Consider the following 21,764-nt stretch of genomic DNA (forward strand, 5'->3'; position numbering starts at 1 on the left):
CCCTATAAACGAATTTCTGTATACCCATCTGGTATATCAAACGCAAAATTTACAGAAACATTGAGGTCAATCTTTCTATAATTAATTTCAATACTTGTTTTGTCGTCACCTTCAGTCGCATCTATATTAATTTCTGAAGGGTATACACTCCCTTCCAGACGCTCATACGGACCGTAATTTACTGTGAGCAATCTACTCTCAGAAGGCTGTGAAAGCATTTCAGATTTCACTTTAAAATGTGTAGGTTCTAAAAATAATGCTGTTATATAATCATTGGGTTGCTTTTTAGGCAATAAACGATAGCTGTTATTTACTACATCTACTTTGTAGCCCGAATTCGATATCTGAAAAATCGATTGCCCCAACAGTATTGCCTGCGCTTGCTCAAAAGAAAGTTCGGTTCCTAAAAATTCACTTAGTAATGAGAAATCTCCTTGAAAATAAGTTTTACCAACGCTTTCATAATAGCTCACACTTGTAGGAGTGATAAGCACTTTTGCTATAGTAACACCTAAAAAAGACGCTTTAATCCAAATCTTTTTGTCTTTTTCAATACGAAGACTTGCTACGATGCTTTGCTCCTTTTTTTCATCCTTATATACCAACTGAACTCTAGCAGCCATTGTTTTAAAGTTAGGAGAAGCTTTTTTATGGGAGGCTATAATATCTTTTAAGGCAAGCGAATTATTGGCCGTAGAAGAGCCCGTAATTGCTTTGCCGCCGCCACAAGATGTTAATGTAAGGAGGGCCAAGAAAAAATAGATGATTTTTATTTTCATATTAATTAGTAAGAATGATAGCCGCTGCCTTGTCGGCATACTTTTTAGAATTTTTAGGATCCCCTTTAGCAGTATAAGCAATTTTTAATTGCTCATAAAAATCTTTTTCCATCACAGGGTTGTCAAACAAAAAATCAAGTCCTGCCTCTAGGATTTCAATAGCATCTTCTGATTTAGAGAGGTTATTATGTGCAACTCCATTTAAAAGATATAAAATGGGCTGGGCCGGAAATATCTCAAGGCTTTTAGTACTCAAAGCAATAACCTCTTCATATTTTCCCATTTCAACTTGAAGCAACATGGTATTTCGTAACAGACTAAAATTATCATCATCCTTTTGTGCTCCTTTTTCATAAAAAGCCAATGCTTTTTCTTTATTCCCCTTAGCGATAAAATAGGCGCCTATCTTTTCATATAAATTTCCGTTGGCTTCCCCAGAAAAATCTGTGATTAATTGCTCTAATTGCGGCTCAAAAGATGGATTTTTAGTCACAAACTGAATAAAATCACTTAAGAGCTTGTATTTATCTTCGGTTTCTATGTTAGTTGATGCAAATACTTTGTTTATCGATTTTAATGCTTCAGTAGTGTTGCCTTCGTCTAGGTAAAATTTATATAAGGATAAGTGCACCAGTTGTGACGAAGGATTGTTTTTGAGTAACTCTTTTGCCGTTTCGAAGGCTTTTTTTGTATCCCCGTCCTGACTGTATAGATAAATCAAGTTTAAATAATCTCTTTCATTCTTAGAATTATTGTCTACTTTCTCTTCTAATTTTGCAATTTCTCCCTCCTTATTCCCTGTAAGCCTGTAAATATTTGTACGCAAAGCATCTCTGTAGTTGCTTTCTCCAAGTGTTTCATCTAACTCATCCAGCACCTTGATCGCTTCATCATATTGTTTTGTTCTTGAATACAAATTAGCGAGATCTTCTTTGTAATCTATATCTATTTTTGAAAGCTGTATCACTAACGGAATGGCCTTTTCATAATCACTTTGTTCATAATATACATCATATAAGGCCTCCAAAACATCCATCTGATTGTTTTGAGTTTCAAGAACGCGTAAAAAATTTGCTTCAGCTTCATCATACCTATTTAACGAAGCTAGGTTTTTTCCCATTTCAAAATAGATGACCGCTTTTTGTTTTGGGTCTTGTTTTACTGCCTTTTCTGCTTTCTGAAGCGCCTCCAGTGCCAATTCATAATTTTCAATTCCTTTTTGCTTTAGGGCTTCGAAAAAGTGTTCCTGAAATGCATCTGTTACTTCTCCAAGATCTTCATTGATCTGGGCACTATTATCTTCTTCATCCTGGGCATAGAGTGTATGACCAGAAAATCCTATTCCGAAGAAAAAAAGTGTAAAAAGGACTATTTGCTTCATTTTAATTCTGAATAATCTCCAATACTCACATTTGTAAATTTGCCATTAAAGTGTGCATGGTTGCCTATCATTGCATTATCTAAAGTAGCATTTTTCACTACCGAATGTGTTTGTATTATACTATTTTTAACGGTACTGTTCTCAATTATTGTGCCTTTCCCTAAAGAAACATAAGGGCCCACACTGCTATTTATAAGCACTACATCTTCTGCAATAAAGCAAGGTTCAATAATGGTTGCATTGTCTTTTGTTATTTTTTCTGAAAGTAATTTTTCTCCACTTTCAGCAAGAAAACCTAGCATTCTGCGATTGGTTTCGACAGTTACTTCTTTGTTTCCACAGTCCATCCATTCACTTACAGTACCTGTTTTGAAGGTTTTTCCGTTGGCCATCATACGTTTAATCCCGTCGTTGATCTGGTATTCTCCTCCATTAATAATATCATTGTCCAACACATACTGAAGCTCATTTTTTAATTCTGAAACTTCTTTAAAATAGTATATCCCGATGACCGCCTGATCACTTACAAAGGTTTCAGGTTTTTCTACTAGCTCGATTATTTCATCTTTGTCATTAAGATTAACGACACCATAGGCTGAAGGATTATCCACTTTTTTAGTCCAGATTACAGCATCTGCACTCGTATCTAAATCGAAATCGGCTCGTATTAAAGTATCAGCATACGCAATTACCGCAGGGCCTTTTAAAGAAGGTGCTGCACACATAATCGCATGGCCTGTTCCCTTCGGATCTAGCTGACGGTAGATACTTGGCTTGGCACCAAGACTTTTGGCTAGTTCCTTTAAACTCTCAACCACATCTGCTCCAAAGAAAGCAGGATCCCCTAAGATAAATGCAATTTCGTCAATCTTCTGATTTAAAACTGCTGCAATATCTGCCACCAGTCTATGAACTATAGGTTTTCCAGCCACCGGTACCAATGGTTTAGGGACTGTAAGTGTATGTGGGCGAAGGCGGCTTCCACGACCCGCCATTGGGACGATAATCTTCATTGAAAATTTTTATTTTCTTTTCCGCGAAAGCGAAAATATTATTATTTATTATTGTTTAATGCTCTCTTACCAATAACTTTACTTCACTCCCGTACTCCCAAAACCACCTTCTCCTCGATCTGTTTCAGAAAGGGTTTCTACTTCTTCAAAAACCGCACGTTCATGTTTTGCAATGACCAACTGCGCAATTCGTTCTCCGTTTTCAATCGTAAAGTCTTCGTTAGAAAGGTTTACAAGGATAACGCCTATTTCGCCACGATAGTCTGCATCAATGGTCCCTGGACTATTCAACACCGTAATTCCTTTCTTGGCAGCCAAACCACTTCTGGGACGTACTTGGGCTTCAAACCCTATAGGAAGTTCAATAAAAAGACCTGTTTTTACAATGGCTCTCTGTAGTGGTTTTAGAGTAGAAGGTTCAGAAACGTTGGCTCTTATGTCCATTCCTGCAGATGCAATCGTTTCGTAGCTAGGCAATGGATGCTTTGATTTGTTGATAATTTTTATAGGTGTCATCTCTTGAGTATTCGTTGTAATTCTTTCCTTTCAGAAAAGAAGATTGATAACAAAAATACCAATAATAATGCAGTTCCTATCCAGAGGTTCCCATCAAAAATATAGAAAGAAAGTCCCGAAAATACAATTGCCATGACTAAATAACTTCCAATTTTTGTTAGGTCGTATGGAACTGCATAGTATTTTCTTCCGAAGAAATACGATAACAACATCATGGTTCCGTAAGCAGCTAAAGTTGCAATCGCAGAACCCATATAACTCATCTTTGGAATTAAAATATAATTGAGTGCTAAGGTGATTATGGCTCCAATAACCGATATATAGGCTCCAAACTGCGTCCTATCGGTTACTTTATACCAAACTGAAAGATTGTGGTAAATTCCCAGGCAGAGATTTGCTAAAAGAATGATAGGAACAATAGATAATGCCACCCAATATTCAGAATTGCTTATGAGCAACCGCTTAAAAAGGTCAATATACACAATAACAAATAATAAGATAAAGCTTCCGAAGATGGTAAAATATTTGGTAATGGTCGCATAAGTGTCTTTTGCTTTTTCATGTTTAGAATGGTTAAAAAAGAAAGGTTCAATTCCTAATCTAAAAGCCGTCGCAAACAAGGTCATAAAAACTCCTAATTTATAACAAGCCGCGTAGACGCCCACTTCAGACTCTGCAATGTCTTCAGGAAGCAGGTATTTTAGTAATATTTTATCAAACGCTTCATTGATTGAAAACGCTATTCCTGCGATAAGTACCGGATAGGCATATTTCATCATTTGTTTCCAGAGTGTTTTATCAAAACCAAACCCTATTTTAAAATAAAGCGGCAACAACATTAAAAGTGTTGCTCCACTTGCAATAACATTCGAAATAAACACGTACACTACTTTGTTTTCTTCAGTATGTATAGAAGCCCAGAAACCGTTTGATTCACTTGCCAATTGGGGAAGCCATAAGAAGAAAAAGAGATTAAAACCTAGGTTAATGCAGACATTTATGATCTTAATAATTGCGTAACGCATGGGTTTTTCATTGGCTCTAAACCATACAAAAGGAAGTATGACCAATGCATCCAATGCCAAAATTAGGAGCCCGTAAGTAACGTATTCAACTTTAAAGTCAACGATTTCTGCCAGCGGAATTCGAAATACCATTGCTACCGCAAGAAACAATACTGTAGAAATTGTAAGTGAGGTTAGTGCGGTAGATTGCACTATTTTTTTTTGTGAAGTATCTTTATTGATAAACCTGAAAAAAGCAGTTTCCATTCCGTAGGAAAGTAAGACGTTACCCAGAATGATATAGGACATTAAAGTTGCATAGATCCCAAAAGAAGCAGGCGCCAGCACTTCTGTATATAGCGGAACCAACACAATTGCCAGAGCACGTGGAAGTACGGTTGCCAGACCGTAAATAAAGGTTTGTTGAAAGAGTTTTTTAAAAATTGCCAATGCAGCACTGCTTTAGTGCGTAAAAGTATTGAAATTAATTCTCATCATTAGGATTGCCTCCAGGATATGCAATCATTTCTTTTTCGTCCAATTGCGTAATCTTGAAATACTCGCTGTTTCCTTTATAGGTATAGCTTACCACTGCTTCGGTATCCTTTAATTGAAATGGAAATTTTACAGGCGGTGTATTTTTAGCTTCTTTTTCTGGATTGAGATCCATGACCCTGTCTGAAGGTGCTGAAGTAAAACTTGCTCTATACTGACTCCGGATGGTAGGGGAAGTGAAAAGTGTTGTTTTTTTATTTCTGAAATAAATATCATTAAAAACCACTCCTTCTGAAACATTTGAAATATTAATATAAAGCTCTATTCCCGAACCACCCTCACGCGTCCCAGCGACCCATTTTTGAAAGGCAGCTTCGGCTATTGTAAACGGGGGATTTTCCTCTAATGGTAATCCTGAAACCTCTTGAGCACCACCACAGTTAGAAAAACTAAAAAAAAGGCAGCTTAAAATCGCAACTAATATGGTTTGTTTTAATGAATTCATATTTCAGGTTATTTAAGAGAAGGGGTTTAGAGTGCTGCTATAAAGATAGGTAATAATAGGTAAAAGGCTAGCATAAAAAAACCTCTTAGTCTTAGAAACTGAGAGGTTTTATCCGTTTTAAAATTAGGGATGTTTTTATCCAGCCAACGCTTCTGCTCCACCAACAATCTCGAGGATTTCGTTAGTAATGGCTGCTTGACGTGCCTTGTTGTATTGTAATTTTAATGCATCGCGAAGCTCTGTGGCATTATCGGTTGCTTTATGCATCGCCGTCATACGTGCTCCATGCTCACTCGCCACACTGTCTCTTATAGCTTTGAATAATTGTGTTTTTAAACTCTTCGGAATTAATCCTTCAACAATTTCTTCTTTTGAAGGTTCAAAGATGTAATTTACAGCAGTTTTTGAGGCTTCAGCTTCATCAATCTTAGGCGGCATGATTGGCAAGAACTGCTCTTTCATCACAATCTGAGTGGCTGCATTCTTAAAATTATTATATACTAATACGATCTTGTCGTACGTACCTTCAGAAAACAATTCCATTAATTTTTCAGCGATTGCTGAAGAGGCATCGAATGTTAATTCATCAAAAATAGCAACATCGTGATGAATCACGCTCCCACTTTTCTTCAAAATGTCGTTCCCTTTTTTTCCAATGGTTACAAAATCCACTTTTTTACCTGCATAGGTTTCCGAAGCCAAAGCATTTGAAGCCTTTACAATATTACTATTGAAAGCTCCTGCAAGACCACGGTTTGAAGTAATCGCTACTACAAGAACATTGTTCACTTCGCGTTGATCACTATACTTACTACCAGTATCGGCATCTAGCGTAGCACTTAGATTTTGTAATAATTCGGTTAATTTTTCAGAATACGGACGCATTGCAGTAATGGCATCCTGGGCTTTTTTCAGTTTTGCAGCCGATACCATTTTCATGGCACTGGTTATCTGCATCGTTGATCCAACCGATGTTATTCTGTTTCTTATTTCCTTAAGATTCGCCATTCTTATTTAGTATTATGTATAACACTTCGGCTAAATATTCCACTGATTTCTATGAAACCAGTGGAAATTTTAATCAGTTTACTTTTTATATTTTGCTGAAAGATCTGCAGCAACAGTAGTCAATACGTCGATTACCTCGTCTGTTAACTTCCCAGCTTTTAACGTATCCAGTGTGTCTCTGTGCTTAGCATTTAACAACTCAAGATAGTCTGTTTCAAATTCTTTTACCTTATCAATTGGAACATTACGTAACAAGTTTTTAGAACCTGCATAAATAATAGCAATCTGATCTTCTACTGTAAAAGGTGTATTCTCTGCTTGTTTTAGAATCTCTACGTTACGCTTACCTTTTTCAATTACATTTAATGTAGCCGAATCTAGATCTGAACCGAATTTTGCAAATGCTTCTAATTCACGGAAGGCAGCCTGATCTAATTTAAGAGTACCTGCTACTTTCTTCATGGACTTAATTTGTGCATTCCCTCCAACACGTGATACCGAAATACCTACGTTAATGGCTGGACGTACACCAGAGTTAAATAAATCTCCATCTAGGAAAATCTGCCCATCTGTAATCGAAATTACGTTAGTTGGAATATAGGCAGAAACGTCACCTGCTTGTGTTTCAATAATAGGAAGGGCTGTAAGCGAACCTCCTCCTTTTACCATCCCTTTTAAAGATTCTGGCAAGTCATTCATTTCTTTTGCAATATCGTCATCTGCAATTACTTTTGCAGCACGCTCCAGCAATCTAGAGTGAAGGTAGAATACATCTCCAGGATACGCTTCACGTCCTGGTGGACGACGTAATAAAAGTGATACTTCACGGTAAGCTACCGCTTGTTTCGATAAATCATCAAATACAATTAATGCAGGACGACCTGTATCTCTAAAATACTCGCCAATAGCAGCACCTGCAAAAGGAGCATACACCTGCATTGGTGCAGGATCTGATGCATTGGCAGCTACAATAGTTGTATAGGCTAAAGCTCCTGCTTCTTCTAATACTTTTGCAATGTTTGCAACAGTAGAAGCTTTTTGACCAATAGCAACGTAAATACAATATACTGGTTCTCCAGCATCGTAAAATTCTTTCTGGTTTAGGATCGTATCAATACACACTGTAGACTTACCTGTCTGACGGTCACCAATCACCAATTCACGTTGTCCTCTACCTACTGGAATCATCGCATCAATAGACTTGATACCTGTTTGTAGTGGCTCGTTTACCGGCTGACGATAAATTACACCAGGAGCTTTACGCTCTAATGGCATTTCGTATGTTTTACCTTCAATAGCACCCTTACCATCGATTGGAAGTCCCAGTGTATTTACAACACGACCTACAATTCCTTCACCCACATTGATCGAAGCGATACGTTGTGTACGTTTTACAGTAGCTCCTTCTCCAATTTCTTTTGAAGGTCCAAGTAATACAACTCCAACGTTATCTTCTTCAAGGTTCAATACGATACCTTCCATACCGTTTTCGAACGCTACTAATTCTCCGTATTGTGCATTTGCAAGTCCGTAAACACGTGCAATACCATCACCTACAGTTAATACAGTTCCTACCTCATCAAGAGAAGCAGTTGCTTCAAATCCTGTAAGTTGTTGTTTTAAGATTGCTGAAACTTCAGCTGGTTTAACTTCTGCCATTTTTATAATGATTTACTAAATTCTCGTTTAATATTTCCAAGTTTGTTTGCAATGCTAGCATTATATTGAAGGTCTCCTATACGAAGTATAAATCCTCCAATGATACTTTCATCCACAATATTTGTGATAGTTACCTGGTCACTACCTGTCAACTCTTTTACTTTAGCCAACACCTTTGTCTCTAATTCTGAAGACAATGGCACTGCTGTAGTAACCTGAGCCGACTTAATTCCTTGTTTTTCGTTATATAGCGTCACAAAACTTTGTGCTACACCGCCTAATAAATTTAATCGCTTATTTGCGGCTAAGGTGTTTACCAGCGCTTTTGTGATATCGCTTTGATCAGAAAAGATTTTCAATAATGCTTCCGTCTTGTCTGAGCTTTTGATAATAGGGTTTTTAAGCACAGATCTCAATTCTTTGCTTCCTTCGATAGTGGCTTCAACAGATTTCATGTCTCCAAAAACAACCTGACTTGTATTTGTCTCGTTGGCTTGGTTTAAAACTGCCTTTGCATATCGTATTGCTGCTCTGCTACTCATCGTAATTGCTTAGTTTAAATTGGCGTCTTTCAACATAGTTTCAACCAATTCCAGTTGCTTCTCTTTGCTAGATAATTCATTCTTAACCACCTTTTCTGCAATTTCTACTGAAAGTTCTGCCACTGTACTTCTTAATTCTGAAAGAGCTGCTTTCTTTTCAGCCTCAATAGCTGCTTGTGCTTTTGCAATTGTTTTGTTGGCTTCAGACTGTGCTTCTTCTTTTGCATCTGAAATCATTTTAGCTTTGATCTCACGAGCTTCTTTCATCATTGACTCACGTTCTGCACGTGCTTCCTGCAATAACTTTTCGTTATCTGCCTGAAGGTTTGCCATTTCAAGTTTAGCTTTTTCGGCAGCTGCTAAGGCATCTTTAATCCCTTGCTCGCGGCTATTTACTGCATTGAGAATAGGTTTCCACGCAAATTTGCGTAATAACAACAACAGTAAAATAAATAATACTGCTTGCCAGAAAAACAATCCTACTGAAAATTCACCTATTAATTTTTCCATAATTCAACCCCCCTTTTACTATCGCTCAGGATAAACTTCGGCGGTATTTTTTTAGGTTATACTTTGTTTAATTTAAATAGAAACACATCCCTGTAACCAACCGTTACAGCGATGTGTTATCCTTTTTGATTACCCTGCGAAAATCGCTGCGAAACCAATACCTTCAATAAGCGCCGCTGCAATTAGCATCGCTGTTTGAATTTTTCCGTAAGCTTCAGGCTGACGTGCGATAGCTTCCATAGCTTTCCCACCAATCATACCGATACCAATACCTGCACCGATTACTGCTAATCCTGCACCGATAATAGTAGGTATTTCTGTACCTGCTGCTTGTAACATCATTGGAATTGTCATAAAATATATATTTAAAAATTAAACGTTCTACTTAAAGACTTTCAGAAAAAATTTCTAAAAATCATTTCATTTTAACCAAGGTTATAAATGTGCAATCTCTCCTTCATGTTCGTCGTGATGCTCGTGAGTTTCACTTGCAAAACCAAAATATAAGGCTGCTAACATCGTAAAGATGTATGCTTGTAATAGCGCCACAAGTATCTCAATTAATGAGATCGCAAACGCTAAACCGAATGAAAGTGTTCCTCCAATCCAGTTCTGGAAGATATAAATAAGTCCTATTAAACTTCCAAGTACAACGTGTCCCGCAGTCATGTTAGCGTACAAACGTATTAAAAGTGCAAAAGGCTTAATGAATATCCCTAATATTTCAATAGGAACCAAAATGATATAAATAGGTATTTTTCCATACCATGGCATTCCGTCTCCTAATGGATCTACAATATGTAACCAGTAATCTTTTGTTCCAGTAAAGGTTGTGATTACAAAAACGATAATTGCGAGTGCTGTAGTAATTGCAATGTTTCCAGTCACATTAACTCCCAGCGGTGTTAACCCGAACATGTTTAAGAACCAGATAAAGAAAAATACAGTTAATAAAAACGGCATATACTTCTTGTACTTAACTGGGCCAATGTTTGCGATAGCAATATCATCTCGAATATAGGTGATAATAGGCTCAAAGAAACGACCTGCTCCTTTTGCAATCCCACCATTTTTAGCATAGCTTCTTGCCAATCCTCTAAATAATAAAATCATTAGAATCGAGGTAACCAACATCATAAATACTCCTTTTGTGATAGAAAGGTCTAATGGTTTTGGATTGGTGGCATGACCTTCTTCATCATACGTTAAAGTCCCTGAAGCGTCTGTTTTGTATATTTTTGCATGGTCAATTTTGTAATAATTCCCGTCCACTTCTGCGACAGTTTCACCATGATGAAATTTTGACGAGGAAAAAACTTTTAAACCATCATCCCACAAAATTACAGGTAAAGGAAACCCTACATGATGCACTTCTCCAGTAGCATCGTCTGTGTAAGAAAATAGTCCGAAGTCATGCGAATCCAATAAGTGATGCGCAACATAGTCTTTCACCTCCTGCTTTCTGTCTGCTTTTGTTTCGCCTCCCTGAGTCGAATCTTTTGAAGGTTCCTTCGCTGTCATCGTAAATGATGACGCTAACAATATAATTGAAAGTAATCTAACCAATGTGTTTCTTTGCATTTTGAGACAAATTAATGGTGTCCTTAAAATCGGTGCAAAAATACTGTACTTTCTTATAAAGAAAAAACTATTTACGTTGTTTTTTTAATGGATACAAATGCTTCTTTAGTCTGAAGGGTTTTTTGAAGAATAGCTCTGATTATTAAGCTGTTTAGAAAGATAGGCAACTTCTAAAATTAAGCAGACGGCATAGGGAACAAAAAATGCAGCAAATTCAGCTAGTTGCATTGTGTCATCTACAGTAAAGGAAGGATAAAAGACCAGGAAGAAAACAACGAATTTTACAGCACTTCCTGCCATAAAGAGAAAGCCCGTGTTTGTAGATTTTTTGTTGACACTATATTGTAAAACAATAAGTAACAAGATGGCTAAAACAAAATTAACACTATAAGAAAGTAAAATTTTGTTTGAAAAAAGATCGATTTCAGCAAAAAAATTCACGCCCAGATGCATTCCGAAAACTACAGATAAAATAAGTGCTAGGTAGAGAGAAAACACAATTCCTTTCTTCATGAGGTTCTTTCAGGACTAAGAGTTTAATCGGTTTGTTTGTTTCACTACAAGAAATAGTGAAATTCCAACACCAGCAAGTGTACAAAGGATAAGATATAATTTTCCGCCGTCATTATAAGAAGCGTCCAGCCACTTTCCCAACTGCACAAATAAATAAATAATAGCTCCCATTTCAAGGGCTATAGCAGACAGGATTGCCCAACGTTTTATAGGATTGCTGGGTTTCTTTGTCATTTTAATTGAGTGCTTCTGAAGATTTCTTTACACGTTGCGAACGATCAAATGGATGTGGCTTATCTGAAGTGGAGGTAGATTCTTTTTTCTCATTTCCCTTCATGGCGCAGGTTGCATTAAATGAAGCGCCTGGCTCAACAGCTAACTTCCCTACAATAACATCCCCGTTAATGTTTGCCGAAGAGCGTAAGGTAAGTGTATCTGAAACATTTAATTTCCCTTCAAAAGAGCCTTCAATATCGGCATTTTCGCAGGTAAGCGTTCCATTGATACTTCCTGTTTTACCCAGAACAACCTTGTTAGGTGTCACAACATTTCCTTCTATAGCCCCATCTATTCTAAAAAACCCATTTGAATTAATGTCCCCTTTGATAGTGGTTCCTTCATTAATTCTGTTTTGACCTCTGGAAGGCTCGGTTTGCTTTTCTTTTTTGTCTGAAAACATGATGATTGGTTTTTGGGGATTAAAAAGGTTGTTAGTTGGTATCTCTGTTCTTGTATGCTTCGAAGTTTTTATGAATTTGAATAATTTTATAATTTTCTGAAGAGATTTCGGTATACGGTTTTGTCATTTTATAAGTCTTTTTCTTATCCTTCAGTATTTCTGAAAATCCACTACTTCCCATTTTAGAATTCAATCCATGAATCATTACAAACAGTGTTGTTGGATTGTAATAATCCATTGAAGTTGAAAGATTTGAATAATTCATGTCACTTAGGGCCTTGTCTAAGGTTGCTTTTAAATCTATAGCAGCTTGCCTTTCCGAAGTAGTAAACTCATAAATAACTTTCCAGTTGTCACTCTCTTCATCAGCTATAAAGTTTGTGTTTGCTATCTGTGGAAGTACTTTGTCCAGTATGTTCTGTGCCTGTTTTCCTTCTTCTTTATTTGGATAATCCAGCGCAATATTATTAAGTGCAGCCTTGTATGCTTCAAAGCCTTGTTCTCTTGCAATTGCCGTCGCTTTCAGCATTTCAAATTTTGGGACGATAGGGTCACCTGTATAAGCAACAATATAATCATCGCTTGTAGCGATCACTTCGCCATACTTAGAGCTTTCAAACTTTTTATATAATTCTTTGTATTTAAACTCTGGGCTCGACTCGTCGGTTGCTAGCATTTTATCCGGATTTAATAAAATCTCTGCGTAGCGTGAGCCTGCATGGTTTGATATGATATCATTTCTATACTGAGTTGCTAGAGAAGCATTTTCAGTAAGTTCATACAATTTGAAAAGGTTGTATTTTGAAGGCAATATCAATCGCTCTTGCGGATCAAACGTAAGTAGTTTTTCCAACCTGTTAATAGCCAGGTCATACTCATTAAACTTTTCTTTGTAGATAAGGCCTAACTGATAGTATGCAAAGTTCCTATCTTTTGCCAGACTATCCAATACGATTTGATCTGAAGGTATTCTGGAAATGTAAGCCTGTGGATCAAAACGTTCACTGGAAGAAATCTCATCTTCTTCAACAGCCAAATCTTCTTCTTCTATTCCCGAATCACGCTTTGCAGATCGTCTCCAGTTATCTTCGAGCCTTCTGTCTCCCCATTGTTTTTTAAACTCTTGTTTACCGTAGGCAACTGTTGTAGGATTATAGAAATAGAAAGGCCCTCCCTTTTGAGTGTTTCCACCTTTTTGGGTATTGTCAAAAAACTCTTTATTAGCAATGCCTCTTTCATTAGAAACTAATGCCAAAGAGTCTTTAGTTGCTTCCTCTTTTAACTTTGTAATGTAGGTGTTAAAATACGTCAATCTTTCTGAATCGCTCATTCCAGCGAGTTGAAGAATACTATCATTTCTAATAGCAATATCCTCATACTTTATAACATCATCTAGGTTTTCTCTTTTCTTGGTTACACGACGCCAGTCTCTCGACTTTTCTTCTAGAAAAGCCAGTGTACTATCGTAATAAGCGCCTGCTTCTTTGTAGAGTGCGCGATCAAAATTGATTTCGGCAAGTGTTGTATAGTTTACAGATTGTAAGTAGCCATCATTATTATAGGCTTTAATCGATTTATTATAATAATCTGTCGCTGTAGCAATACTATCACTGTTTCTGTAGTATTCGCCAATCTGATTGTAAATTTTATCTAAGAACGGACGATTTTCTCTGTCTTCTTCCAGCTCTTGTAATAATTCTAAAAAAGCGATACGATCCTGCTTGTCGTAGTCAAAATTCTTAGCTTTAGCGATGTAAGCATTGATCATGTATACTCTTGGCGATTTTCTGTTCAATGCGATTACCTCATCGTAGGCTAAATTCGCACTATCTTTTTTTCCTAAACGGTCGTATAATTGGCCTTTTATGTAAGAATACCGGCCTTTAAGTTCATTATCTTTAACCGTTTCTGAAGCAATTTTAATAAAAGGAAGTGCCTGCTCCAGCGAGTCTAATCTAATATAAGCCTGCGCCATGATTGCAGTGATATCTGCTAAGTCTTCATCTTTTATATCTTCGTCTTCTTGATCTAAAATCGTTTGAAGATTTTCAAGAGCAAGATCCTCATTGTTTAACCGTATGTTCGTCTTTGCCTTCCAAACCTTTGCATTATTAATATTATTGCTGGTTGGGTATCTGTTTAAAATGAAGTTAAATGCATCCAAAGCAGGTACAAATCGTTGTTCAAAATAGCGTGATTTTCCTAAGAGGATATAGGCCTCATCGATTTGCGGGTTGTACTCCTTCCCATCGATATACATCGAATGTTTCTGAATTGCCTTTGCTGCTTTTTCTTCAGCTCTTGTAAACCCGGTTGAGTTTTCATTATCTCCACTTGCGCCTTTTATAGGAGGAAGCTTTACCTGACTCTCATCAAGATTAATGCGTTCTACGGGTAAAATTTCCCAGAAATTATCCCGATATCCCTGAGCTAGTTGAGCCTTTGCGTCAACAAAAGCGTTTTGTCCATTGTAGAGTGCATTGTACTCTGCAGTTACCGAATGAAAACTACGATTTACAAAACTGTTTTTCTTTCGGGAACAAGCTGCCAAAACAACAACTGCAAGAAGTAGGATAGTAATTTTATATATGCCTTTCAAAATGTCTTTAGTTTATATAGTACAGTAACTTAAAAGCTTTGGTTTTAGTATGTAAAACCACTACAGAACGGTAAAAATACGTTTCTTTTTGAAAATTCATTAAAATAAGCACTAAAAATTGCCTGAGATTAGCAGCAAATACTATTCATCTTTATGTTTTAGATTGTATTTTTGAAACAAAAAATGTACCCTCCATGAGCGACTTTCATTCGTTGACAATTTCAGAAATAAAAAAAGAAACTGCCAATGCCGTTTCAATTGCTTTTACCATCCCCGACAATCTCAAAAGTAGCTTTGAATTTAAAGCAGGTCAATATGTTACTATAAAACACATGATTGACAACAAAGAAGTACGTCGCGCCTATTCTATTTGTAGCAGTCCCAATAGCGGACTTTTAATAGTAGCCGTAAAAAAGGTGGAGCATGGGAATTTTTCAATTTTCGCCAATACGCAATTAAAAGCAGGTGACACACTCGATGTTATGGCCCCTCAAGGTCATTTTGTATTGACTGAAGCTTCAGAAAAAAATTATGTAGCATTTGCTGCTGGTAGTGGTATAACACCCGTACTTTCTATTGTAAAAACAGCTTTGGAAACAAATAGCCACTCAAAATTTTTATTGATTTACGGAAACCAGTCGATAGCCGAAACAATGTTTTATGACGAATTGATGGTATTAAAGAAATCGTATCCTGAAAGATTTTTAGTAGAATTCATTTTCAGTAGAAGAAAAGAGGAAAACTCACTTTTTGGGAGAGTTGAAAAATCTACGGTCAATTTTTTTCTGAAGAATAAATATTCGGAAACTGCATTTGATGAATTTTATCTGTGCGGTCCAGAGCCTATGATCGATATGGTTTCTTCGGTATTAAAAGAAAACGGAGTCAATGAAAAGCAAATTCACTTTGAATTATTTACGACTGCCGAAGAAGGGCTCTTGGTTGAAAATCACGACGGAAAAACTGAAATTACCATTACAGTAGATGATGACACTGAAACTTTTATCATGGAACAAACTACTTCAATTCTGGAAGCTGCCTTGGATCACGGTATTGATGCTCCGTATTCTTGCCAGGGAGGTATTTGCAGCACTTGTATTGCTAAGATTGTAGAAGGGAAAGCCGAAATGCGGAAAAATCAGATTTTAACCGATGGTGAAATTGCAGAAGGACTTATTTTAACCTGTCAGGCACATCCTACGACCTCAAAATTAGTGGTCGATTATGATGATGTGTAACACTTTTGAAAATTAAAACAATTCTATCGCCTTATCTACAACAAGCGCTACCGGGATACTTTTCATAGCATTTTCGTAAGCTTCAGGATATTTATTTCCATATACTGAAGTGGGAATGAGAGGGTATTTATCTCTGTTGGAGATTAGCTGATTTTTATTAGGCTGATTAAAGGGTTTAAAGCCAAGGTAAGGGTGTGTTACTCCCCAAAGTGTCAAAACCGGAATTCCATACATGGCGGCCAGGTGTCCATTACCACTGTCCATACTAATCATTCCATCCAAATTGGAAATAAGTCTTAGTTCTTCTTTAAATTTTAATTGGCCTGCTATATTCACAACTCCCGGGTTTGCTTTTGCGATCGTGGTAAGTGCTGAAATTTCAGAAGCACCTCCTCCAAAAAGGAACACTTTATAATTCTCCGTTTCATTCAGTTTAGAAATTACTTCAGCCATGAATTCCAGCGGATACATTTTTCCTTTATGAGCAGCAAATGGAGCTATGCCGATAAGTTTTTTGGTATGCTTTCCTATTAGCTCGTGCAATTCTGGAGTCAATTCTTGCTGCTTTGGAATAACATGATCTTTTAAATCTATGGGGTATCCCAATTTATCAAAAACATCTGCATACCGTTGATGAGTTGATTTTAAAGCAACTATTTTTTTTGATTTTGAAGATACTGTTAACCGTTTTTTCTCTGTTCTACCTTTATCAATTTTAGACGTTAGTACCGAATTTTTGAAAAGCAAGTAATTACGAATGGCTTTAGAGCGAATCACATTGTGTAAATCTGCAACGGCATCTATTCCTTGTTTTTTAGCTGTTTCAGCTAATTTAAACAACCCCAGATTTTTGTGTTCTTCAGTTACGTTAGCTTCTATAAACTGAATATCTGGAATGTCATCAAATAAAGGTTTAAAAAAAGGGCGGGAAACTACCGTAAGTTTTAATTCCGGATAGGTATGTTTCAATACTCTAAGCACAGGAACCGTCATTGCTACATCTCCAAGAGCAGAAAGCCTGATAATTAATATGTGCTTAGGTTTTTGCATAGCTGTTTTACAACCAATCTGTGCAGCTATTTATTTCTTTCTCAAAACAGGATTGAGTTCATCATCATTGTACATCTTCATTTGCTTATACACTTTCATGTATTTTTTACCCGTTTTAATATCATTTAATAATTGATCGATTGCCGTGCTCAAATCCACGCGTTGCTCTAAAAGAATGTTTAATTTATTCTGGCAGGCATTTCGATGTTCGGCAGTTGCGTTCTCACGAGTTGCCTCTTCATTCATATGATAAATTTTAAGGGCGAGAATGGATAGCCTGTCAACACCCCACGCTGGGCTTTCGGTATTAATAGTAGCATCTGCGTTTGGAGTCACATCTTCGTATCTTTTTAAAAAATAACTGTCAATATATTCTACCATATCTGTTCGATCCTGATTAGAGGCATCGATCTGGCGCTTTAACTTTAATGCTGCCACGGGATCAATATGAGGATCACGTATAATGTCTTCATAATGCCATTGTACCGTATCTATCCAACATTTTCGGTATAAAAGATGCTTCAGCAAATCTTCATCCTTGTCGTATGGATTTTCAAAGGGTTGATCGACAGTATTAATTTTATGGTATTTTACAATAACTTCAAGAAAGATTTTATTAGCGATTTCTGAAAACATACACGATTTTTTTGGTGTTTACTACTGAAAATATTCAGTTTATTTGAGTTGGGCAAAGATATTGAATTTTGGGCTATCATAATAGCTCAATACTACCGAAGCATTTTCCGAAGGTATTTAAACAAATAATAACATCACTGGAGTTATAATAATGGCCCAAAGCAGAAGCTCCCGAAACCAGAATTCATTTATTTTTTCGATATAGTTTGCTGTAATGATTGCCAAGGGCGCCATGATAAAAAGGAATTCTGCCGCTGTTTTTTCTTCGCTAAACAAGGCCATTGCCAAAGTAACTATAAGTACGACGATGATTAAAAGATAGTTAGGACGTTCTTTTCTTGCGATGGATGAAAGTTTTATGAGTCTAAAAAAAGTTGTCCAGAGTAAAAAAGTGGCTATAATAGACAATCCAATTACCAAAGTAATCTTATTATAACTGGAAAAATCTAGACTAATTTCTGGTTTCCAACTATAAAACCAACTAAACGAATCGTTTATTATAAAATGATAGGTTACAGCAAGAACAAATACTGTTAAAAATCCAGCAAACGGAATGAATACGTGTTTATAGGTAGTGTGCTTTTTTCTCACAACCGCTAAAAATAACACGATGAAAAAGAACAAACTATAGAAGTAAAACAGGCTGGCGAGTGAAATATATAAAGATGCATCAAGAATTTTCTTTTCTGTGTTTTTTTCTGAATACAGACTTAAGATTCTGCGAAGTGCCATTAATAAAAGAACATTCGTAAAAATTAGAGTTTCATTAGTAAGAACAACAGGAATTAGCATTATAAAGCAGACAAAGAATAAAATATCATAGCTGTTGGGGCGAGACAAGTCATTTTTTTTGACCATAAAATCTAGTAAGAACAGAGAGAAAATCACCAAGCCAACAAATACCAAGTGAATGGCAATTTTTTCAATAGTAAGGAGCTCTCCAGTACCTTTAAAGGTTGCAAAAAAATACCCTGCAAAAAGATAGATAGCGAGAATTAGAAAATTAATAGGTGTAGATTTCCCGAAAAAGCTTGTAAGCATAGGAGGTTATTTATACTTTTGCATTATAAATATAAAGATATGTCTTGGAAAGCAATTTTTGAAGGAATACAGTCATTTACTGAAGATGTTTTATTTATTCCGTTCGATGCACTTCGCGAAATGGAACTAGAGAGCTGGTTTGGCGCTAACATTATGTCTTGGATTTTTATGCTCATTGGGTTTGTAGCATTTGTTTACTGGATGCGAGAACTAAAGTCTTTTAACGACAATAACGAAGAAGACAGAAGTTCAACCTCTCATGGTTATTTAGCTGAAGATGCCGTAAGACAACAATAACTAAAGGTCAAAACCAATATCACTACGATACGTCATCCTGTCAAAAGATAGTTTTTCTATATTTTGGTAGGATTTTTTTAGTGCCATTTTGTAATCTGAATCTAGCGAAGTAATTGCCATCACTCTTCCACCATTTGTAACTAATTTTTGATCTTTTAATGTAGTACCGGCATGAAAGATAATGCTATCTTGAATAGCTTCTGTACCACGAATCTCTTTCCCTTTTTCATAGGCTTCGGGATACCCTCCACTTACTAACATTACAGTGGCTGCTTCTTTTTCGTCTATTTCAATTTTCAGTAAATCCAGTTCCTGCTTCCAGGTGGCTTCGAAGAGATTAATAAGGTCTGTTTTTATTCGTGGCAATACAACTTCCGTTTCTGGATCTCCCATACGTACATTGTATTCAATCACAAAGGGTTCGTCTCCAACTTTGATTAAACCTATAAATACAAAGCCTTTGTAGTTGATTTTCTCTTCTTTAAGTCCGTTCACTGTTGGTTTTACAATACGCTCCTCAATTTTTTGCATAAGTGCTGCATCTGCAAAAGGAACAGGTGAGACTGCTCCCATCCCGCCTGTGTTTAGCCCAGTATCTCCTTCGCATATTCGTTTGTAATCCTTTGCGGTAGGGAGAATTTTGTAGTTTTTCCCGTCTGTTAGTACAAAAACACTTAGTTCAATTCCGTCGAGAAACTCTTCAATGACCACCGTTTTACTAGCTTCTCCAAATTTTCCACTAAGCATCTTTTCCAATTCTTTTTTAGCTTCGGAAAGGTCTGGAAGTATTAAGACACCCTTTCCAGCTGCAAGACCATCTGCCTTTAAAACATAGGGCGGCTTTAGCGTTTCTAAGAATGTTTTTCCGGCTTCTAAAGACTCTTTAGTAAAACTAGCATACGCTGCCGTGGGGATGTTGTGCTGCAACATAAATTCTTTGGCTCTCTCTTTACTGCCTTCTAACAAAGCGCCGCGTTTTGAAGGCCCTATAAGCATTATATTTTGTAAGGATTCTTCTTCAGCAAAGAAATCTGCTATGCCTTGCACCAAAGGATCTTCGGGACCAACCACCACCATGTTAATATCGTTATCTATTACAAAATGCTGAATCGCTTTAAAATCGGTTACTGGAATGGCTACATTCGTTGCAATTTGAGCAGTTCCTGCATTTCCAGGAGCCACAAAGAGTTTACCTCTTTTTTCACTTTTTGCCAACATATAGGTAAACGCATGTTCACGTCCTCCAGATCCTAATATTAAAATATTCATTACGGTAGTTTTAAAGTTGCCACAAAAATAACTCAAATTAACCCGTTTTTACGAATCCTACAAGATGTATTCTTAAATGGACAAATAGTTAGTAACTTTGAACACAACCAAAATGATTTTAATTGAATTTATTTGATCTCACATTACAATTTAAAGGCTTTCCTATTAAAGAAGCACGAAAACGTATTGCCGAGACGAATGCTATTTCTGAAAGTGATTTCTCCATTTTCACAGAGCAACTAAAATCTGAAATCGTTGGCTACCACCTTCGTGAAAATACTTTTTATAAAAAATTTGCTGCAACTGTAAACATCTCTTCGTGGGAAGACATTCCTATTTTGAAAAAAGAGCATATTCAAATTCCATTAGAGGAAAGGGTATCCAACGGATTTTCAAAAAAAAATACCTATCAAGGGCGTACCTCTGGTTCTAGCGGAACACCTTTAGTCTATGCAAAAGATCATTTTTGTCACGCCATGACCTGGGCGCATATTATGGATCGGTTTGGCTGGTATGGAATTGACTTTAATACTTCCTACCAGGCACGTTTCTATGGAATTCCGTTAGATACAAAAGGCTATTATAAAGAGCGAATTAAAGATACGCTAGCCAATAGACATCGGTTTTCCATTTTTGATTTATCAGATACAAAACTAGAAGCATTTCTCAATACTTTCCGAAGAAAAAAGTTTGACTATATCAATGGGCATACAAGTTCCATTGTGTTGTTTTCGAAGTTTCTTCAGCAAAAAGGGATTATACTTACGTCTGTGTGTCCTACGCTTAGAACATGTGTTGTCACCAGCGAAATGCTTTTTGAAGATGATAAAAAATTGATGGAGCAACAGTTAGGCGTTCCTGTCATTAATGAATATGGTGCCAGCGAACTCGATCTTATTGCGTTTACAAACAAGGAGGGGAATCTTCAGCTAAATAACCAAACTGTTTTTGTAGAGATCGTAGACTCCAATGGAAACGTAGTTCCACATGGACAAACGGGTCACATTGTGGTCACTTCTTTTTATAATAAAGCGCATCCTTTTATTCGATATGACATTGGAGACTTAGGAACGATAGACCCATCGAGCACGTCTAAAAAACCTATACTCAAAGGGCTGGAAGGAAGAGCTAACGATATGGCACACCTTGCCAATGGCAAAACGGTCCCTGGGCACACGTTCTATTATGTGACAAAAACAGCCTTAGGAAGCGACTCTCTTGTTAAAGAGTTTGTCATCACTCAGAATGATGTCGAAACATTTACTATTTCCTATGTGTCTGAACGTGAATTAATAGCTTCGGAAATAAAATCGTTAGAAGTGGCATTGCAGCTATACTTAAAGACATCGGTAAAATTAAAACATAAAAAAGTAGATTCTCTTGACCGAAGCACCAACGGAAAATTGAAACAGTTTGTGAGTTTACTTAAATAATCCCTTCGGAAACTCT

At 36.7% G+C, this 21,764-nt stretch carries 23 protein-coding genes; 3 read left to right on the forward strand and 20 right to left on the reverse strand.

The window, feature by feature from the left end; genetic code table 11:
• Window positions 1-2 precede the first annotated feature (2 nt).
• From lolB1 to porW, 16 genes are all read right to left on the reverse strand, one after another.
• The gene (lolB1, locus tag ACFQO1_RS00270; protein ID WP_380215529.1) at window positions 3-779 is read right to left on the reverse strand and encodes a lipoprotein insertase outer membrane protein LolB1; all 777 of its coding nucleotides are present in this window, start codon (window positions 777-779) and stop codon (window positions 3-5) included.
• A gap of 1 nt (window position 780) precedes the next feature.
• Window positions 781-2,160, reverse strand: a complete 1,380-nt coding sequence (locus ACFQO1_RS00275) for a tetratricopeptide repeat protein (RefSeq protein ID WP_380215531.1) — start codon at window positions 2,158-2,160, stop codon at window positions 781-783.
• A complete protein-coding gene (locus tag ACFQO1_RS00280) occupies window positions 2,157-3,173 on the reverse strand; it encodes a sugar phosphate nucleotidyltransferase (protein ID WP_380215533.1) in 1,017 nt (338 codons plus the stop codon). Before ACFQO1_RS00280 ends, ACFQO1_RS00275 begins: the two co-directional genes overlap by 4 nt.
• A 78-nt stretch (window positions 3,174-3,251) precedes the next feature.
• Window positions 3,252-3,689, reverse strand: coding sequence for a dUTP diphosphatase (gene dut, locus ACFQO1_RS00285; protein ID WP_380215535.1), 438 nt, complete (start codon window positions 3,687-3,689; stop codon window positions 3,252-3,254).
• The gene (locus ACFQO1_RS00290) at window positions 3,686-5,143 is read right to left on the reverse strand and encodes an oligosaccharide flippase family protein (protein WP_380215537.1); all 1,458 of its coding nucleotides are present in this window, start codon (window positions 5,141-5,143) and stop codon (window positions 3,686-3,688) included. The genes dut and ACFQO1_RS00290 overlap by 4 nt, the downstream gene beginning before the upstream one ends.
• 34 nt (window positions 5,144-5,177) lie before the next feature.
• Window positions 5,178-5,693 carry a hypothetical protein gene (locus ACFQO1_RS00295; RefSeq protein ID WP_380215539.1) on the reverse strand — a complete coding sequence of 172 codons (516 nt, stop codon included), beginning with the start codon at window positions 5,691-5,693 and terminating at the stop codon, window positions 5,178-5,180.
• 135 nt (window positions 5,694-5,828) lie between these two features.
• On the reverse strand, window positions 5,829-6,701 hold the full coding sequence (gene atpG, locus ACFQO1_RS00300) for an ATP synthase F1 subunit gamma (protein WP_380215541.1): 873 nt from the start codon (window positions 6,699-6,701) through the stop codon (window positions 5,829-5,831).
• 78 nt (window positions 6,702-6,779) lie between these two features.
• Complete coding sequence (atpA, locus tag ACFQO1_RS00305; protein ID WP_380215543.1) at window positions 6,780-8,360, reverse strand: F0F1 ATP synthase subunit alpha; 1,581 nt, start codon at window positions 8,358-8,360, stop codon at window positions 6,780-6,782.
• A 2-nt stretch (window positions 8,361-8,362) separates the two neighbouring features.
• On the reverse strand, window positions 8,363-8,902 hold the full coding sequence (atpH, locus tag ACFQO1_RS00310; RefSeq protein ID WP_380215545.1) for an ATP synthase F1 subunit delta: 540 nt from the start codon (window positions 8,900-8,902) through the stop codon (window positions 8,363-8,365).
• A 9-nt stretch (window positions 8,903-8,911) separates the two neighbouring features.
• Window positions 8,912-9,412, reverse strand: a complete 501-nt coding sequence (locus ACFQO1_RS00315; RefSeq protein WP_380215546.1) for a F0F1 ATP synthase subunit B — start codon at window positions 9,410-9,412, stop codon at window positions 8,912-8,914.
• Window positions 9,413-9,541: 129 nt separating this feature from the next.
• Window positions 9,542-9,766 (reverse strand): ATP synthase F0 subunit C, encoded by a 225-nt coding sequence (atpE, locus tag ACFQO1_RS00320; RefSeq protein WP_380215548.1) that lies wholly within the window; start codon window positions 9,764-9,766, stop codon window positions 9,542-9,544.
• Between the two features lie 81 nt (window positions 9,767-9,847).
• On the reverse strand, window positions 9,848-10,993 hold the full coding sequence (gene atpB, locus ACFQO1_RS00325) for a F0F1 ATP synthase subunit A (protein WP_380215550.1): 1,146 nt from the start codon (window positions 10,991-10,993) through the stop codon (window positions 9,848-9,850).
• Between the two features lie 105 nt (window positions 10,994-11,098).
• The gene (locus tag ACFQO1_RS00330) at window positions 11,099-11,506 is read right to left on the reverse strand and encodes a DUF6168 family protein (RefSeq protein ID WP_380215552.1); all 408 of its coding nucleotides are present in this window, start codon (window positions 11,504-11,506) and stop codon (window positions 11,099-11,101) included.
• 15 nt (window positions 11,507-11,521) lie between these two features.
• Complete coding sequence (locus ACFQO1_RS00335) at window positions 11,522-11,740, reverse strand: AtpZ/AtpI family protein (RefSeq protein ID WP_380215553.1); 219 nt, start codon at window positions 11,738-11,740, stop codon at window positions 11,522-11,524.
• A 1-nt stretch (window position 11,741) separates the two neighbouring features.
• Window positions 11,742-12,185, reverse strand: a complete 444-nt coding sequence (locus tag ACFQO1_RS00340; protein ID WP_380215555.1) for a bactofilin family protein — start codon at window positions 12,183-12,185, stop codon at window positions 11,742-11,744.
• 31 nt (window positions 12,186-12,216) lie between these two features.
• Window positions 12,217-14,784, reverse strand: coding sequence for a type IX secretion system periplasmic lipoprotein PorW/SprE (gene porW / locus ACFQO1_RS00345; RefSeq protein ID WP_380215557.1), 2,568 nt, complete (start codon window positions 14,782-14,784; stop codon window positions 12,217-12,219).
• Between the two features lie 194 nt (window positions 14,785-14,978).
• Here porW and ACFQO1_RS00350 point away from each other — a divergent pair, with 194 nt between their 5' ends.
• Window positions 14,979-16,022, forward strand: coding sequence for a 2Fe-2S iron-sulfur cluster-binding protein (locus tag ACFQO1_RS00350; protein ID WP_380215559.1), 1,044 nt, complete (start codon window positions 14,979-14,981; stop codon window positions 16,020-16,022).
• 12 nt (window positions 16,023-16,034) lie between these two features.
• Here the strand turns inward: ACFQO1_RS00350 and ACFQO1_RS00355 are convergent, their stop codons facing one another.
• The 3 genes from ACFQO1_RS00355 to ACFQO1_RS00365 all read right to left on the reverse strand — a co-directional run bounded on the left by ACFQO1_RS00355 (window position 16,035) and on the right by ACFQO1_RS00365 (window position 18,749).
• A complete protein-coding gene (locus ACFQO1_RS00355) occupies window positions 16,035-17,072 on the reverse strand; it encodes a glycosyltransferase family 9 protein (protein WP_380215561.1) in 1,038 nt (345 codons plus the stop codon).
• Window positions 17,073-17,102: 30 nt separating this feature from the next.
• On the reverse strand, window positions 17,103-17,708 hold the full coding sequence (locus ACFQO1_RS00360) for a DUF4254 domain-containing protein (protein ID WP_380215563.1): 606 nt from the start codon (window positions 17,706-17,708) through the stop codon (window positions 17,103-17,105).
• A gap of 117 nt (window positions 17,709-17,825) precedes the next feature.
• The gene (locus ACFQO1_RS00365; protein WP_380215564.1) at window positions 17,826-18,749 is read right to left on the reverse strand and encodes a DUF6427 family protein; all 924 of its coding nucleotides are present in this window, start codon (window positions 18,747-18,749) and stop codon (window positions 17,826-17,828) included.
• Window positions 18,750-18,788: 39 nt separating this feature from the next.
• Here ACFQO1_RS00365 and ACFQO1_RS00370 point away from each other — a divergent pair, with 39 nt between their 5' ends.
• Window positions 18,789-19,046 carry a DUF6341 family protein gene (locus ACFQO1_RS00370; protein WP_380215566.1) on the forward strand — a complete coding sequence of 86 codons (258 nt, stop codon included), beginning with the start codon at window positions 18,789-18,791 and terminating at the stop codon, window positions 19,044-19,046.
• On the opposite strand, the gene purD is transcribed toward ACFQO1_RS00370, so the two are convergent.
• A complete protein-coding gene (purD, locus tag ACFQO1_RS00375) occupies window positions 19,047-20,315 on the reverse strand; it encodes a phosphoribosylamine--glycine ligase (protein WP_380215568.1) in 1,269 nt (422 codons plus the stop codon).
• A gap of 122 nt (window positions 20,316-20,437) precedes the next feature.
• Between purD and ACFQO1_RS00380 the strand changes: the two genes are divergently transcribed.
• Window positions 20,438-21,748 (forward strand): phenylacetate--CoA ligase family protein, encoded by a 1,311-nt coding sequence (locus tag ACFQO1_RS00380; protein WP_380215570.1) that lies wholly within the window; start codon window positions 20,438-20,440, stop codon window positions 21,746-21,748.
• Window positions 21,749-21,764: the final 16 nt, after the last annotated feature.

It is taken from the genome of Jejudonia soesokkakensis, assembly GCF_042664795.1.
In the GTDB taxonomy this organism is placed as follows: Bacteria; Bacteroidota; Bacteroidia; order Flavobacteriales; family Flavobacteriaceae; genus Jejudonia; species Jejudonia soesokkakensis.

Bases quoted from the DNA above. Each gene is read 5' to 3' on its own strand.
- ACFQO1_RS00350 (WP_380215559.1), top strand. From the start codon at position 14,979: ATGAGCGACTTTCATTCGTTGACAATTTCAGAAATAAAAAAAGAAACT.
- ACFQO1_RS00275 (WP_380215531.1), bottom strand. From the start codon at position 2,160: ATGAAGCAAATAGTCCTTTTTACACTTTTTTTCTTCGGAATAGGATTT.
- ACFQO1_RS00280 (WP_380215533.1), bottom strand. From the start codon at position 3,173: ATGAAGATTATCGTCCCAATGGCGGGTCGTGGAAGCCGCCTTCGCCCA.
- atpE (WP_380215548.1), bottom strand. From the start codon at position 9,766: ATGACAATTCCAATGATGTTACAAGCAGCAGGTACAGAAATACCTACT.
- ACFQO1_RS00360 (WP_380215563.1), bottom strand. From the start codon at position 17,708: ATGTTTTCAGAAATCGCTAATAAAATCTTTCTTGAAGTTATTGTAAAA.
- ACFQO1_RS00315 (WP_380215546.1), bottom strand. From the start codon at position 9,412: ATGGAAAAATTAATAGGTGAATTTTCAGTAGGATTGTTTTTCTGGCAA.
- lolB1 (WP_380215529.1), bottom strand. From the start codon at position 779: ATGAAAATAAAAATCATCTATTTTTTCTTGGCCCTCCTTACATTAACA.
- ACFQO1_RS00370 (WP_380215566.1), top strand. From the start codon at position 18,789: ATGTCTTGGAAAGCAATTTTTGAAGGAATACAGTCATTTACTGAAGAT.
- ACFQO1_RS00365 (WP_380215564.1), bottom strand. From the start codon at position 18,749: ATGCTTACAAGCTTTTTCGGGAAATCTACACCTATTAATTTTCTAATT.
- atpB (WP_380215550.1), bottom strand. From the start codon at position 10,993: ATGCAAAGAAACACATTGGTTAGATTACTTTCAATTATATTGTTAGCG.
- atpA (WP_380215543.1), bottom strand. From the start codon at position 8,360: ATGGCAGAAGTTAAACCAGCTGAAGTTTCAGCAATCTTAAAACAACAA.
- ACFQO1_RS00340 (WP_380215555.1), bottom strand. From the start codon at position 12,185: ATGTTTTCAGACAAAAAAGAAAAGCAAACCGAGCCTTCCAGAGGTCAA.
- dut (WP_380215535.1), bottom strand. From the start codon at position 3,689: ATGACACCTATAAAAATTATCAACAAATCAAAGCATCCATTGCCTAGC.
- ACFQO1_RS00335 (WP_380215553.1), bottom strand. From the start codon at position 11,740: ATGACAAAGAAACCCAGCAATCCTATAAAACGTTGGGCAATCCTGTCT.
- atpH (WP_380215545.1), bottom strand. From the start codon at position 8,902: ATGAGTAGCAGAGCAGCAATACGATATGCAAAGGCAGTTTTAAACCAA.
- ACFQO1_RS00295 (WP_380215539.1), bottom strand. From the start codon at position 5,693: ATGAATTCATTAAAACAAACCATATTAGTTGCGATTTTAAGCTGCCTT.
- atpG (WP_380215541.1), bottom strand. From the start codon at position 6,701: ATGGCGAATCTTAAGGAAATAAGAAACAGAATAACATCGGTTGGATCA.
- ACFQO1_RS00355 (WP_380215561.1), bottom strand. From the start codon at position 17,072: ATGCAAAAACCTAAGCACATATTAATTATCAGGCTTTCTGCTCTTGGA.
- purD (WP_380215568.1), bottom strand. From the start codon at position 20,315: ATGAATATTTTAATATTAGGATCTGGAGGACGTGAACATGCGTTTACC.
- ACFQO1_RS00330 (WP_380215552.1), bottom strand. From the start codon at position 11,506: ATGAAGAAAGGAATTGTGTTTTCTCTCTACCTAGCACTTATTTTATCT.